Annotated in this window: 13 protein-coding genes; 8 read left to right on the top strand and 5 right to left on the bottom strand. The window is 69.2% G+C overall.

Going from position 1 to position 14581, the window contains the following annotated elements; all coding sequences use genetic code 11:
• Window positions 1-61 precede the first annotated feature (61 nt).
• Genes AC07NF_RS23925 through AC07NF_RS23915 form a run of 3 tightly spaced genes read right to left on the bottom strand, consistent with a single transcriptional unit; the run spans window position 62 to window position 3224 of the window.
• Window positions 62-1396, bottom strand: a complete 1335-nt coding sequence (locus AC07NF_RS23925) for a M56 family metallopeptidase (RefSeq protein ID WP_494633220.1) — start codon at window positions 1394-1396, stop codon at window positions 62-64.
• Complete coding sequence (locus tag AC07NF_RS23920) at window positions 1396-2847, bottom strand: M56 family metallopeptidase (protein WP_494633219.1); 1452 nt, start codon at window positions 2845-2847, stop codon at window positions 1396-1398. The genes AC07NF_RS23925 and AC07NF_RS23920 overlap by 1 nt, the downstream gene beginning before the upstream one ends.
• Entirely contained in the window at window positions 2847-3224 is a 378-nt protein-coding gene (locus AC07NF_RS23915; protein ID WP_494633218.1) for a BlaI/MecI/CopY family transcriptional regulator, read from the bottom strand. Before AC07NF_RS23915 ends, AC07NF_RS23920 begins: the two co-directional genes overlap by 1 nt.
• A gap of 140 nt (window positions 3225-3364) precedes the next feature.
• Here AC07NF_RS23915 and AC07NF_RS23910 point away from each other — a divergent pair, with 140 nt between their 5' ends.
• Window positions 3365-3847: a hypothetical protein gene (locus AC07NF_RS23910; protein WP_494633217.1), complete on the top strand. Its 483-nt coding sequence runs from the start codon at window positions 3365-3367 to the stop codon at window positions 3845-3847.
• Between the two features lie 67 nt (window positions 3848-3914).
• Window positions 3915-4871 (top strand): bifunctional helix-turn-helix transcriptional regulator/GNAT family N-acetyltransferase, encoded by a 957-nt coding sequence (locus AC07NF_RS23905; RefSeq protein ID WP_494633216.1) that lies wholly within the window; start codon window positions 3915-3917, stop codon window positions 4869-4871.
• Here AC07NF_RS23905 and gst read toward each other — a convergent pair.
• Window positions 4868-5569, bottom strand: a complete 702-nt coding sequence (gene gst, locus AC07NF_RS23900) for a glutathione transferase, Atu5508 family (RefSeq protein WP_494633215.1) — start codon at window positions 5567-5569, stop codon at window positions 4868-4870. The two genes, AC07NF_RS23905 and gst, sit on opposite strands and share 4 nt — an antisense overlap.
• Before the next feature lie 51 nt (window positions 5570-5620).
• Window positions 5621-6940, bottom strand: a complete 1320-nt coding sequence (gene aptA, locus AC07NF_RS23895) for an omega-aminotransferase AptA (RefSeq protein WP_494633214.1) — start codon at window positions 6938-6940, stop codon at window positions 5621-5623.
• Window positions 6941-7015: 75 nt separating this feature from the next.
• Between aptA and AC07NF_RS23890 the strand changes: the two genes are divergently transcribed.
• The 6 genes from AC07NF_RS23890 to AC07NF_RS23865 all read left to right on the top strand — a co-directional run bounded on the left by AC07NF_RS23890 (window position 7016) and on the right by AC07NF_RS23865 (window position 14550).
• A complete protein-coding gene (locus AC07NF_RS23890) occupies window positions 7016-7690 on the top strand; it encodes a GntR family transcriptional regulator (RefSeq protein WP_494633267.1) in 675 nt (224 codons plus the stop codon).
• Between the two features lie 66 nt (window positions 7691-7756).
• Entirely contained in the window at window positions 7757-9247 is a 1491-nt protein-coding gene (locus tag AC07NF_RS23885) for an aldehyde dehydrogenase (protein ID WP_494633213.1), read from the top strand.
• 4 nt (window positions 9248-9251) lie between these two features.
• Window positions 9252-10694, top strand: coding sequence for an NAD-dependent succinate-semialdehyde dehydrogenase (locus AC07NF_RS23880; protein WP_494633212.1), 1443 nt, complete (start codon window positions 9252-9254; stop codon window positions 10692-10694).
• Window positions 10691-12046 (top strand): aspartate aminotransferase family protein, encoded by a 1356-nt coding sequence (locus AC07NF_RS23875; RefSeq protein WP_494633211.1) that lies wholly within the window; start codon window positions 10691-10693, stop codon window positions 12044-12046. Before AC07NF_RS23880 ends, AC07NF_RS23875 begins: the two co-directional genes overlap by 4 nt.
• Window positions 12043-13422, top strand: coding sequence for a glutamine synthetase family protein (locus AC07NF_RS23870; protein WP_494633210.1), 1380 nt, complete (start codon window positions 12043-12045; stop codon window positions 13420-13422). The genes AC07NF_RS23875 and AC07NF_RS23870 overlap by 4 nt, the downstream gene beginning before the upstream one ends.
• A 33-nt stretch (window positions 13423-13455) precedes the next feature.
• Complete coding sequence (locus AC07NF_RS23865) at window positions 13456-14550, top strand: ABC transporter substrate-binding protein (protein ID WP_494633209.1); 1095 nt, start codon at window positions 13456-13458, stop codon at window positions 14548-14550.
• Window positions 14551-14581 lie beyond the last annotated feature (31 nt).

Here is a 14581-nt window from a genome sequence, read left to right as displayed (position 1 = left end):
CGCCGTCTGGTCAGGGGCGAAAATGCCGAGCGAAACCGGCTTTGTCCACCGGTGTCATAAGCTACATGATGACGTTCAGGATCACGCTGGGCGCGGCGTCGCGCTGATAGTGGGTGACCTGCAGCTCGTTGATCGACCCCTTCGGCAACGCGGTGGGATCAAAGCCCGCCGGCGGGGCCTGGCCGTTCACCAGCACCCGGGTTTGCGGCCCGTTCAGGCGGCCGCGCACACGGATATTGCCGTGATAGGTCCAGGTTTGACCCTCTTCAGGCTTCAGTTGGCCGCCGATCAGCTCGGCATTGGTGACGCGGACATAGTCCGAGCGGATATCGATATACTGACCCTTACCGTCGCTGATGGTGCTGCGGCTGCTGGTGCGGCCGCCGCCTTCGCCCTGTTGGGCCAGGGCGATCGAGCCGGTGGTCGCCGCGCTCACAGCCAGCAGGCTGATCAGGGCGAGCACGGCGCGGTGGGCCAGGCTGGCCGGCGCGCGCGGTTCGGTGATGGCTTTCAGGCGCATGTGGGTGGGTCTCCGTCCCTTGCCGGTGAAGGCCGGGTGCAGGGTGGGGGCGGCGCGGGTGCGCAGCACGTCGATCAGGGTCTCGGCATACGACCGGCGAACGGCCGGGGCGGCGCCGTCCAGCGCCAGGGCGTCGGCCAGTTCTTCACGCGTGGCGGCGGCGCGGGTGCGCAGGGCGGCATAGGGCGCGACCATCCAGAACAGGCCGCCCAGCAGGTGCTCGAACAACAGCCGCCAGTTGTCGCCGCGCTTGAGGTGCGCCAGCTCGTGGGCGCAGACGGGGACCAGGCGGTCGATGTCCAGCCGCGCGACCATGGACGACGGCAGCAGGATGACCGGCGTCGACAGGCCGGCCAGCAGGGGCTGGTCGATGTCGTCGCTGACCTTCACCTCGGGGCGGCCGGTGTCCATGCGACGGGCGGCGGCGCGGACGGCCAGGGCCAGGTCCTGTGACACGGGGCGGGCCTTGGTCACGATGCGGCGCAGCTTGGCGCGGCCCATGGCCTGGCGGATGGCCGTGACGGCCAGGCCGCCCAGCGCGCCCAGGATCAGCACGCCGCCCAGGACTTCGACGCCGTTGAAGCCGGACAGCGCCCGGGACGAGGCGTCGGTGACGACGGAGCTGGCGGTCGCGACGGCGCGGGAGGCCATGACGACCTGGTAGACGGGCGTCGTGGCCTCTTCCGGCAAGGCGGAGACGCCGACCATCAGGGCCATCACCGTCGGCGGCAGGGCGACGGCGCGGTTCCAGGCGGCGGCGCGCGGCGCGGGATCGCCGGTCAGGCGGTCGGCGGCCTTGCCGGCCAGCCAGCCCAGGCCGGCGACGGGCCAGGCGGCGACCAGGCCCAGGGCGGCGGAGGCGAACAGCGGGCTCATCAGCGGCGCTCCCACGGAGACTCGGCGCTGCGCACGTTGACGCTGACCGAGGCCTTGGACTGGGTCGAGGTGCGTGTGCTGACGTCGGGATTGATGATCTTGATCTGCCGGCCCAGGTCCTGCGCCTTGTCGTCGGGCAGGATCAGCCGGATGGTCGGCTGGACCTGGATCTGGACCGACACGGACGGCTCGACCGCGACCTTGGCCTCGACACGCGGCTGCGGGTTCGGCTGAGGATTGGGTTGCGGATTCGGCTGAGGGTTGGGCTGCGGGTTCGGTCGCGGATCCGGGCGCGGATCGGGCGCGACGGCGATCTCCATTGGCGCGGCGGGCGCGGCCTCCGCCGCAGGGGCCGCCGGTGCGGCGGGCGCGGCCTGGATCGCCATCGGCGCGGCCTCGACCGCGGGGGCGGCTTCTGCTGCCGGAGCGGCTTCCTCGGCCATGGCGACGGGCGCGGGCGGGGCCAGGCGGCGGGCCTGGTCGGCCAGGGCCAGCGAGCCCGCGCCGGTGACCGCCGTCAGGACGCCGCCCAGCACGATGGCCAGGCCGACGCGACCGGCCGAGGCGCCGCTGGTTGGCTGCAGGATCGCCGACAGGCGCATGCGGGCCAGCTTGCGCTCGCGGCCGGTGAAGGCCGATTGAGCAGAGGGCATGGCGTTCATCCGCAACGCCTCGACCAGCACGCGGGCATAGTCGCGGCGAGCCTCGGGTGCGGCGTCGGCCAGGGCGGCGCTGTCGCAAACCGCCTCGCGAGCGGCCAGCATGCGGCCGCGCAGGGCGGCGACCGGCGGGGCCAGCCAGAAGAGGCCGGCGAGGGCTTCCTCGGCCGGGATGCGCCAGTTGTCGCCGCGCTTCAGGTGGGCCAGTTCGTGGCCGCAGACCAGTTCCAGGCGAGCGGCGTCGGTGGTCTCGACCAGGGCTTTGGGCAACAGAATGACGGGCCGACGGGCGCCGGCTAGCAACGGCTCGCTGATCTGGTCGCTGACCCGCACGGGTGGCGCGGTCACGCTCAGCAGGGCGGCGCGGCGACGGATGGCTTCCACCAGGGCGGTGTCCTGGCAGGGCTCGGCGCTGCTACGGATCGCCGCCAGGCGACGGCGGCCGCCGTTCCAGCGAAGGCCGCGGGCCAGCAGGCCGGCGGCGGACAGGCCGACCAGGCTCCAGGCCAGGTTGGTCGTCAGTTCGCTTTCGGGCGTCCAGGTCGAGGTCGCGACCGGAGCGGCCACGGCGGAGACCTCAGCGACCGGCGCTTGCGGCTTCGGCGCGAAGGTCAGGGCCACGGTCGCGGCCAGGGCGGCGCCGGGCAGGGTGTAGGCCAGGCTCCAGGCGGCGGCGCGCGGACGCGGATCGTCGGTCACGCGTTCGACCAGGCGGCCCAGGCCAAGGCCCAGCACGCCGACCGGCCAGGCGGCGATCAGGCCAAGCGTGGTGGAGGCGAGCAGCGGATGCATCACTTGTCCTCCCCGGAAGCCTTGGCGGTGTTGAGCAGGGTCTCCAGTTCCGCGATCTCGGTCGCGGACAGGATCTGGCTGCCGGCGAAGGCCGAGGCGGGCAGGCGGCCGTCGATCTCGAGCAGGCCGCGCAGGCGGTTCAGCACCCCGCCGATCACGTCGACCTTGCCCTTGTGGGCCTCATAGACGGCCAGGCCGTGCACCGAGCGGCGGACCAGCAGGCCCTTGGCCACCATGCGCTCCAGCACCGTGCGGGTGGTCGAGGCGCTCCAGCCCAGCTCGGGCTCGATCAGGCCTTGCGCCTCGCGGGCGCTCATCGCGCCGCCGCGCCAGAAGGCCTTCAGCACTTCCAGTTCCAGGTCGGAGGGTTCGGTCATGGCGGCGGATCTCTGTGATGTCGCGAGTACGCTACAAATGTAACGCGTCTGCGTCAAGTGTGATGAACGCCGTTCGGTAGTGACAGGCGTGGGATCATGATTTACGAACGTACATCTGGCTTACAAATGTGAGTTCCCTCATGGCGACCGATCAGGTCCGTATCCGAAAATTGCCCCTGGAAGGCCGTGCGCGGAGCCCCTGGCGCTGGGCGCCGGTCGTCGTCGGGTTCGTGGCGCTGATCGGCGTGGGCGCGGAGGTGATGGCCCGCCACGATCGCGCCGAGGCGGTGCGTCGGGACGCGGTCTGGCGCGTCTCAGGCCCGGCCTGCGCGCCGCTTGACCCCACGATCTTCCGAAGCCTGCGCCGCTATCCGCAGGCCACCCCCTATGACGAGACGCTGTTCCAGCGGGCCGGCGGGACGATGAGCTGCACGCACCTGGTCGACCGGGTCGGGGGCGAGAAGGTTCGTTACGCCGTCTGCAAGTTCGGCGCGCCGGACTATCTGCGTGTGTCGCTGGGCGGGCGTGACCAATTTTACGACCTCACCGGCGGGAAATCGGCGGCGGTCACGGTGATCAAGGACCAGGTGCGCTGCGTCGTCATTCCGCCCTTCAGGATGTAGTTGGCCTCTTGCCAATCCGGCCATTTCATAGCTAGCTATATAGCGTGCTATGAAATGGAGGTTCGACATGGACGTCGATCTGCTGGCGGGGTTTGGCGTGGGGTTCCTGGGCAGCCGGCTGAAACGCCTGGCCGAACGCATGCAGGCCGACGCCGCCGAGGTGGCGCGTTTCCTCGACCTGCCGGTGCAGCCGGCGCAGATGTCGCTGCTGATGACCATCCGCCTGCACGGCCCGATCGCGGTCGGCGAGCTGGCCGAGCGCCTGCAACTGGCCCAGCCGACGGTGACGCGCGCGCTAGGCACGCTCGGCGACTTCGTGGAGGCGCGACCCGTGCCGGGCGACGGGCGCTCCAGGCGCCTGGCCCTGACGGAGAAGGGCGAGGCGCTGCTGGCCCGGGTCCAGACCGAGCTCTTGCCGCGCATCGAGGGCGCCGCCGCCGAACTGGTCGAGGGCCTGCAGGGGGATTTCATGCAGGGGCTCTCCAAGGTGGAGGCGCGGCTGACGGAAAAGTCGCTGCTGGCCCGCATCGAGGCGGCGGGCGCGCCGACCATGTGGGCCCGCGACTTCTCCGACGACCTGGCCGAGGCGTTCTATCGGATCAACGCCGACTGGATCAGCGACATGTTCTCGCTGGAGCAGAACGACATCGACCTTCTGTCGCGGCCGCGCGAGCTGATCCTCGACAAGGGCGGGGTGGTGCTGTTCGCCGAGACGCCCGACCTGGGCGTGGTCGGCACGGCGGCCCTGATGGTGTCCAAGGACGGCTGGGTCGAGCTGACCAAGATGGGCGTGACGCCCGACGCGCGCGGCCGCAAGGTCGGCGAATACCTGCTGGCCAAGACCCTGGAACGCGCCGCCAGCCTGGGCATGGACAAGGTCTACTTGCTGACCAACACCAAGTGCGCGCCGGCCATCCACCTCTACGAAAAGCTGGGCTTCGTCCACGACGCCGAGATCATGCGGCTGTTCGGGGCGCGCTATGAGCGGTGCGACGTGGCGATGTCGTTCAAGCCGAGAGGTTAGGCCCCTAGCACCTTCCGCAGCGAGGCCTCGATCTGGCCGCCGGACCAGGTGTCGCCGTAGTCGTCGCGGGCCTTTGCGGCGAGTGCTTTGAGTGGCGGCAGGTCGGCGACGCGGCGGACCAGGGCGGCGGTGTGCGGCGCGGTCTTGTCGAAGATCTGGCCGATCTTTTCGAAGCGTTCGGTTATGGTCGACCACAGGACGGCGGTGACCACGTCGGCGATGCCTGGCGCGTCGCCGCCCAGCAGGAAGCCCGAGGTCTTCTTCAGGCCATGGCGGCGGCCGGTCTCCTCCCAGAACGACATCCACTTTTCCAGGCGCGGTTCGAACTCTTCCCAGCGCTTGTCGGTCCACATCTGGCGGCCGCCGTCCAGGGTGAGTTCGTCGATGACGTCATTGGCGTCGCAAACGATCTTCAGCGTCAGGGCCTTCAACGCCGGGTCCTTCGACAGCAGGTCCAGGGTCTCGCCCAGATAGAGGACGATGGCCGGCATCTGGGCGATGGCGACGCTGGCCTTGTGGTCGACCAGCAGCGGCGGACCCATGAACGGGACAGGCATGTCCTTGACCGAGCCGGCCATCAGCTCGCCGATCGCGTCGTCGCCGGCCTCGGTCCAGGTCTTGCCGGCGAAGGCCAGGACGCCCCGCACGAACTGGCCCCGGAAGGGCGCGGACCAGTAGTACAGCGTGTAGTCGGACATGGCGGGGCTCCCGGATGCGTCCGGTGACAACGCCGGGGCGCCGCGTCCGTTCTAGTCGACCTTGCTCAGCACCTTGCGCAGGGTCTCGACCATGCGGTCGATGTGGCTCTTCTCCAGGATCAGCGGTGGCGACAGGGCGATGATGTCGCCGGTGACGCGGATCAGCAGGCCTTCGTCGAAGCAAGTCTCGAAGACCTCCATGGCGCGGGCGGTCGGAGCGCCGGGGCGGGGGGCGAGTTCGATGCCAGCGACGAGGCCCAGGTTGCGGATGTCGACCACGTGCTGGGCGTCAGCCAGGCTGTGCATGGCCTCCTGCCAGTAGCTTTCCATACCGGCGGCGCGGGCGAAGAGGTCGTCCTCCTGGTAGGTTTCCAGGGTGGCCAAGCCCGCCGCGCAGGCCAGCGGGTGGGCCGAATAGGTGTAGCCGTGGAAGAGCTCGATCGGGGCGTCGGCGCCCTCGAGCATGGCGTCATAGATCTTGGTCGAGGCGGCCACCGCGCCGCACGGAACGGCGGCGTTGGTCAGGCCCTTGGCCATGCAGATCAGGTCGGGCGTGACGCCGAAGCGATCGGCGGCGAACGGGGTCGACAGGCGTCCGAAGCCGGTGATCACCTCGTCGAAGATCAGCAGGATGTCGTGCTTGTCGCAGATGGCCCGCAAGCGCTCGAGATAGCCCTTGGGCGGGACCAGCACGCCGGTGGAGCCGGCCACCGGCTCGACGATCACGGCGGCGATGTTGGAGGCGTCGTGCAGGGCGACGATCCGTTCCAGGTCGTCGGCCAGATGGGCGCCGTGCTCGGGCTGGCCCTTGGCGAACAGGTTGCCGGGCACGCCGTGGGTGTGAGGCAGGTGGTCGACGCCGGTGAGCAGGGATCCGAAGTACTTGCGGTTGGTCGGGATGCCGCCCACCGAGATGCCGCCGAAGCCGACCCCGTGATAGCCGCGCTCGCGCCCGATCAGCCGGGTCTTGGTCCCCTTGCCGCGGGCGCGGTGGTAGGCGAGCGCGATCTTCAGGGCGGTGTCGACCGACTCCGAACCGCTGTTGGTGAAGAAGATGCGGTCCAGGCCCGCTGGCGTCACCTGGGCCAGGCGCGAGGCGAACTGGAAGGCCAGCGGGTGGCCCATGTTGAAGCAGGGGGCGTAGTCCATCTCGGCCGCCTGGCGCTGGATGGCCTCGCGAATCTTCGTACGGTCGTGGCCGGCGTTGACGCACCAGAGGCCGGACGTGGCGTCCAGCACCTCGCGGCCCTCGGGCGTCTTGTAGAGCATGCCGCTGGCCGACGAGAGCATGCGCGGGTTGCTCTTGAACCGCCGGTTCGGCGTGAACGGCATCCAGAAGGCGTCGAGATCGTTGGCGCCGAAGTCAGGCATGGCGGGAGAACTCCTTCTGGGGATTGCATTGTGATCGCAATCGGGTGTGACTTGGCAAGTCACCTCCATCCGGAAGTGGGGAAAGTGCGCAAACCGCTCGCAGATCAGACGGCCGTCCACGACCAGGTGTACGAGGCGATCCGCCAGGCGCTGATCACCGGGCGTATCGCACCGGGCAAGGGCGTGAGCTTGCGCAGCCTGGCCGCCGAGCTGAGCGTCTCGCCGATGCCCGTGCGCGACGCCGTCCGCCGCCTGGTGGCCGAGCGGGCGCTGGCGATCAATCCGGCCAACAAGCGGCTGTCCGTGCCCTCGCTGACCGCCGACCGGCTGGAGCAGCTCTCTTTGGCCCGCCTGTGGGTCGAGCCCGAGCTGGCCGCCCGCGCGGCGAAAAACGCCGACACCGGACTGATCCGCCAACTCCAGGCCATCGACGCCGATGTCGACGAGGCCCTGCGGCTGGGTGATGTCGACCGCTACATGACCGCCAACCACGCCTTCCATTTTGCCATCTACGAGCGGGCCGGGGCCGAGGTGCTGGAGGCCATGGCCGGCGGCTTGTGGCTGCAGGTCGGGCCGTTCATGCGGGTGGTGTTCGGCCGTGTGGGCGCCAACGACCTGGCCGCCGACCGTCATGCCGAGGCGATCACGGCTCTCAAGGACGGTGACGCGGACGGCGCCCGCCGCGCCATCGCCGCTGACCTTTCCGAAGGCATGGACAAGATGCGGGCCGCTGTCGAGGCGGGACCGTAAAGTCGGGTGCTTGACTCCTCCGCATCGTCGTAAAACTGTGATCACAATTAGTCCGGATTATCCCGCGTGACCCTGCCCGCCGACATCACCGACCGTCTCTCGCGCCTGGCCCTGCCGGGGCTGGCGATCATCGACGGCCGGCATGAGGAGGCCGCCTCGGGCGCGACCTTCCACAATGTCTCGCCGCGCGACGGGCTGGTGCTGAACCAGGTCACGGCCTGTCAGGGCGAGGACGTGGCCCGCGCCGTCGCCAGCGCCCGCGCCGCCTTCGAGGACGGCCGCTGGCGCGACCAGGGCCCACGCGCCAAGAAGAAGGTGCTGTTCCGCCTGGCCGAGCTGATGGAACGCGACGCCGAGGAGCTGGCCCTGCTGGAGAGCCTGGACGTCGGCAAGCCGATCAGCGACGCCCGCAATGTCGACGTGCCGCTCGCGATCGGCACCTGCCGCTGGTACGCCGAGGCGCTGGACAAGGTCTATGGCGAGGTCGGGGCCTCGCCGGTCGATCGCCTGAGCTACGCCGTGCACGAGCCGCTGGGCGTAATCGGGGCGATCGTGCCGTGGAACTTCCCGCTGCACATGGCGATGTGGAAGGTCGCGCCGGCGCTCGCGATGGGCAACTCCGTCGTCCTGAAGCCCGCCGAGCAGTCGCCGCTGACCGCGCTGAAGTTGGGCGAGTTGGCGCTGGAAGCGGGTCTCCCGGCAGGTGTCTTGAACGTCATCCCTGGCCTGGGCGGTGTCGCCGGCGAGGCGCTGGCGCTGTCAAACGACGTCGACATGATCGCCTTCACCGGCTCGGGCCCCGTGGGCCGCAAGCTGATGGAATATTCGGCGCGCTCGAACCTCAAGCGGGTCAGCCTGGAGCTAGGCGGCAAGTCGCCCCAGATCGTCTTCGCCGACTGCCCGGACCTCGACGCCGCCGCCCAGGCCGCCGCCTGGGGCGTGTTCTATAACCAGGGCGAGGTCTGCACCGCCGCCTCGCGCCTGCTGGTCGAGGCCTCGATCAAGGACGCCTTCCTTGAGAAGGTCGTGGCGGTCGCCAAGGCCATGGTCGTCGGCGATCCGCTGGACGCCTCGACCCAGTTCGGCGCGATGGTCAGCGAGCGGCAGATGAACACCGCCCTGGACTACATCGCCACCGCCGATAGCCAGGGCGCGCGGCGGGTGCTGGGCGGCCAGCGCGTGCGCCAGGAGACCGGCGGCTTCTATGTCGAGCCGACAATCTTCGACGGTCTGGAAGCCGACCACACCCTGGCTCGCGAGGAGGTGTTCGGCCCGGTGTTGGGCGTGATGACCTTCAAGTCCGAGGACGAGGCCCTGCGCCTGGCCAACGACACGGTCTACGGCCTGGCCGCGGGCCTGTGGACGTCCGACATCAACCGCGCCCTGCGTGGGGCCAAGCGGTTGAAGGCGGGGCTGGTCTGGGTCAATGGCTGGGACGCCTGCGACATCACCATGCCGTTCGGGGGCTTCAAGCAGTCGGGCTTTGGCCGCGACCGCAGCCTTCATGCGTTGCACAAGTACGCCGACCTGAAGTCGGTGTCCGTGACGCTGAGGTAGCCCCATGACACTCAATCTCGTTGAAACCGAAGCCTTCATCGACGGCCTCTGGATCGAGGGCGGCGCCACCTTCGAGGTGCTCAATCCGGCCGACGGGACGGTGATCGCCAATGTCGCCGACCTGGGCGCCGGCGAGACGCGGGTGGCCATCGAGGCCGCGCACCGGGCCTTCCCGACCTGGGCCGCCAGGACCGCCAAGGAGCGCGGCGCGATCCTGAGGAAGTGGAGCGACCTGATGCTCGCCCACGCCGACGACCTGGCCCGCCTGATGACCGCCGAGCAGGGCAAGCCGCTGGCGGAGTCGAAGGGTGAGGTCGCTTACGGGGCGGCGTTCATCGACTGGTTCGCCGACGAGGCCAAGCGCGCCTACGGCCACACCATCCCGACCCCGATGTCGGGCAAGCGTTTGGTCTCGATCAAGCAGCCGGTGGGGGTCTGCGCGGCCATCGCGCCGTGGAACTTCCCGATCGCCATGATCACCCGCAAGGTCGGCCCGGCCCTGGCCGCCGGCTGTACGGTGGTGGTCAAGCCGGCCGCCGAGACGCCGCTGTGCGCCCTGGCCATCGCCCGGCTGGCGGTCGAGGCGGGCGTGCCGGCGGGCGTTCTCAACGTCGTCACCGGCAAGGACTCGGCCGGCATCGGCAAGGCGCTGTGCGATGACAGCCGGGTGCGGAAGCTGTCGTTCACGGGCTCCACGCCGGTGGGCAAGATCCTCTACCAGCAGTGCGCCGGCACGATGAAGAAGCTGTCGCTGGAGCTGGGCGGCAATGCGCCCTTCATCATCTTTGACGACGCCGACCTGGAGGCCGCCGTCGATGGCGCCATCACCAGCAAGTACCGCAACACCGGCCAGACCTGCGTCTGCGCCAACCGCCTGATCGTCCAGGCCGGCATCCATGACGCCTTCGTCGCGCGGCTGGCCGAGAAGGTGGCGGCGATGAAGGTCGGGCCCGGCACGGGCGAGGGTGTGGTGATCGGCCCGCTGATCAACGACAAGGCCATCGCCAAGGTCGAGAGCCTGGTGCGCGAGGCTGTCGAGGGCGGGGCCAAGGTGGTGACCGGCGGCGACCGCCACGACCTGGGCGGGCTGTTCTATCAGCCGACGGTGCTCAGCGGCGCGACGCCGGACATGCGCCTGTTCCAGGAAGAGATCTTCGGCCCCGTCGCGCCGATCGTGAAGTTCCACACCGAGGAGCAGGCGATTGAGCTGGCCAACGCCACGCCGTTCGGCCTGGCCTCGTACTTCTACAGCAAGGACGTCGCCCGCTGCTGGCGCGTGGCCGAGGCGATCGAGGCCGGCATGGTCGGCATCAACGAAGGCCTGATCTCCACCGAGGTCGCGCCGTTCGGCGGGGTGAAGGAAAGCGGCCTGGGCCGCGAGGGCTCGTCCGAGGGCCTCGATGAGTATCTGGAGACCAAGTACCTCTGTTTCGGCGGGGTCGGATGATCGCCCAGCTCGCCCGCCCTCTGTCCGACCTGCTGGCCGACGAGCGCGCGCGCTTCCTGGCCGAGCATCCGCGCTCCGTCGCCATGGCCAAGGCCGCCTCGGCCGTCTGGCGCGGTGGGGCGCCGATGCACTGGATGAACGACTGGGCGTCGCCGTCGCCGATCTTTGCGGCGCAAGGCGTCGGGGCGCAGGTCACCGATGTCGACGGCAAGCTCTATGACGACTTCTGCCTGGGCGACACGCCGTCGATGTTCGGGCATGGCGACGCCTCGGTGGCCGCCGCCGTCGCCGACCAGATCAAGCGTGGGGCGGGGTTCATGCTGCCGACCGCCTCGGCAGTGATCGTCGGCAAGCTCTTGGCCGAGCGCTTTGGCCTGCCGTTGTGGCAGACGGCGACCACGGCCAGCGACGCCAACCGCGCGGCGATCCGCTGGGCGCGGGCGGTGACGCAGCGGCCCGTCGTGCTGGTGTTCGACGGCTGCTACCACGGCATGGTCGATGACGCCTTCGTGGTGCTGAAGGACGGGCAGGGCGTGATGAAGCCGGGCCTGCTGGGCCAGGTTCACGACCTGACGGCCACCACCCGTGTCGTGCCGTTCAACGATCTCGAAGCCCTGGAAGCCGCGCTCGCGCCGGGCGACGTCGCCGCCGTGTTGGCCGAGCCGGTGATGACCAATTGCGGGATGATCCTGCCCGAGCCTGGCTTCCACGACGCGTTGCGCAAGCTGACCCGCGACGCCGGGACGCTGCTGATCATCGACGAGACCCACACCATCTCGACCGGTCCCGGCGGCTACACGCGCACCTACGACCTGGAGCCCGACGTCTTCGTCCTGGGCAAGGCCGTCGCCGGCGGCGTGCCGGCCGCCATCTGGGGCGTGACCGCTGAGCTCTCGGCGCGGATGGATGAGGCCCAGGCGCGGATCGGTCCCGGCCAGTCGGGCATCGGCACCACGCTGTCGGGCAACGCCCTGGCCATGGCCGCCATGCGGGCCATGCTGTCCGAGGTGATGACCGACGCGGCCTATACCTGGATGTTGACCGGCGCGGACCGCCTGGTCGCGGGCCTGAAAGCCGTGATCGCCGCCCGCAAGCTGCCGTGGTCCGTCGCCCATGTCGGCGCCCGCGTTGAACTGGTCTTCGCCGATCCTCCGCCAAAGAATGCCGCTGAAATGCGGAAAGTGCTGGACCATGAGGCCGTGGAAGCGCTGCACTTGTGGCTGATCAACCGGGGCGTTTTGATCGCGCCCTTCCACAACATGATGCTGGTCTCGCCCGTCACCGACGGCGCGGCGATCGATCGGCTGGTCGCGGCCGTGGACGGCTTCGCGGCGGCGATGGGGGACGCATGAGCGCTGTAGCCGACATCCAGGAATGCCGGGACTTCCTGGCCGCCCACCCGCAGGTGCGGTTCGTCGACGTGTTCTTCACCAGCATGACCGGCGTGCCGCGCGGCAAGCGGCTGCGCGTGCATGAGCTGGAAGCGATCTACGAATACGGCCGCTTCCTGCCGGGCTCGATCCTGGTGGTCGACACCTTGGGCGCCGACTGCGAGGACACCGGCCTGGTCTGGGAAGACGGCGACGCCGACCGCCGCGCGCGGCCGGTTCCGGGCACCCTGACCCTCGCGCCGTGGCTGGGCCCCGACGTCGCCCAGGTGATGCTGTCGCTGTACGAGCTGGACGGGACGCCCAACGATCTCGACCCGCGCCACGTGCTGCAGCGGGTGCTGGACCGCTATGCCGCCGATGGCCTGACGCCGGTCGCCGCCTGCGAGCTGGAATACTACCTCGTCGACCTGGAGCGCGGCCCCGGCGGCGAGCTGCAGCCGGCCAAGTCGATGCAGACCGGCCTGCGCCCCAGCGGCATCCAGGTCTACGGCCTGCCCGAGCTGGAGGCGCACGCCCCGTTCCTGCGCGAGCTGTGGGATACCGCCGACGTGATCGGCGTGCCGCTGGAGGGCGCGATCTCGGAGTTCGCGCCGGGCCAGGTCGAGCTAACCCTGAAGCACAAGCCGGACGCCTTGCGCGCCTGCGACGACGCCCTGCTGTACAAGCGTATGGCCAAGGGCGTGGCCCTGCGCCACGGCTGCGAAGCGACCTTCATGGCCAAGCCCTGGGCCGACCGGGCGGGCAACGGCTTCCACGTCCATGTCAGCTTCAACGACGCGGATGGGACGAACTTATGCGCGGCCGAGGACACCGAAGGCTCGGCGATGCTGAAGCACGCCATCGGCGGCATGAAGGCGCTGCTGGGCGAGGGCATGGCGATCCTGGCGCCGAACGCCAACAGCTATCGCCGCTTCAAGGCCAACAGCTACGCACCGGTCGCGGCCACCTGGGGCGTCAACAACCGCACCGTCAGCTTACGTGTCCCGGCCGGTCCGGCCCCGACGCGCCACGTCGAGCACCGCGTCGCCGGGGCCGACGGCAATCCGTATCTGGTGATGGCCGTGCTGCTGGCCAGCGCCCACCACGGCCTGACGAACAAGATCGATCCGGGCCCGGCGGTGGTCGGCGACGGTTATGCGGCGGCGGCCAAAGAGAAGTCGCGGCTGCCGGCCAACTGGTTCGCGGCGGTGGATCTTTTCGAGAAGTCGGCCGTGCTGCGCGACTACCTCGGCGACCGCTTCGTGGACATGTTCGTCTCGGTCAAGCGCACCGAACAGGCGCGGTTCTTCGAGGTGGTCACCGAGCTCGATTTCGACTGGTACCTGCGTAACGCCTGACAACTACTGCAACGAAACATGAGGGAGTTTCGGATGAGCGGATACAGGAACGGCGGGGCCTCGCGGCGCTCGCTTCTGACGGCCTTCGGGGCGGCGGCCATTGGCCTCAGCTTCACGGCCTGCGGTGAGAAACCCAAGGCCACCGGGGCGAACGGCGAAGAGCCCAAGCTGAACTTCTACAACTGGGACACCTATATCGGCGAGACCACGCTGGGCGACTACAAGAAGGCCACCGGCGTCGACGTGAACATGAGCCTGTTCGCGACGAACGACGAACTGTTCGCCAAGCTCAAGGCGGGCAATCCGGGCTTCGACGTCATCGTGCCCTCGAACGAGTTCGTGACCCGCATGGGCCAGGCCGGCATGCTTGAGCCGCTGGATCACGCCAAGATCCCGAACATGAAGAACATCGACCCGTCCTTCCTCAATCCCGACTTCGACCCGGGCCGGAAGTACTCGATGCCCTACACCTGGCTGCTGCTGGGCATCGGCTATCGCAAGAGCAAGGTCGACGGCGTGCCCGACAGCTGGAAGTGGCTGTTCGACAGCGACAAGTACAAGGGTCGCATCGCCCTGCTGTCGGAAAGCGCCGACCTGGTGCGCCTGTCGGCCAAGTATCTGGGCCACTCGGTCAACGACATCCCGGCCGACATGATCCCCAAGATCGAGCAGATGCTGATCAAGCAGAAGCCGTTCGTGAAGGCCTTCCACGACGACAACGGCCAGGACCTGCTGGTGTCGAAGGAAGTCGACCTCGTCCTCGAATACAATGGCGACATCGCCCAGGTGATGAAGGACGACCCGGACATCGACTTCGTGGTGCCCAAGGAGGGCTCGCTGATCAACAGCGACACCCTGTGCATCCCCAAGGGCGCGCCGCGTCCCAACAACGCCCACGCCTTCATCAACTACCTGTTGGACGCCCAGGCCGGGGCCGAGATCACCAAGACGATCCTCTACCCGACCCCCAATGCTGCGGCCAAGGCGCTGATGCCGGAGGCGTACCGCGAGAACAAGGTGATCTTCCCGCCGGCCGACGTCATGGCCAAGTGCGAGTACGGGGCGTTCGAAGGGGCCGAGAAGGCCAGCCTGTATGAGGAAGTCATCACGCGGGTGCGGGCGGCTTGATCCGACTCCCTTCCCCTTGATGGGGAAGGGT

It is taken from the genome of Caulobacter sp. GW821-FHT10A06 (genome assembly GCF_059415805.1).
Note: the sequence above shows the minus strand (reverse complement) of the source record. Positions and strands in the feature narration are given on the sequence as shown.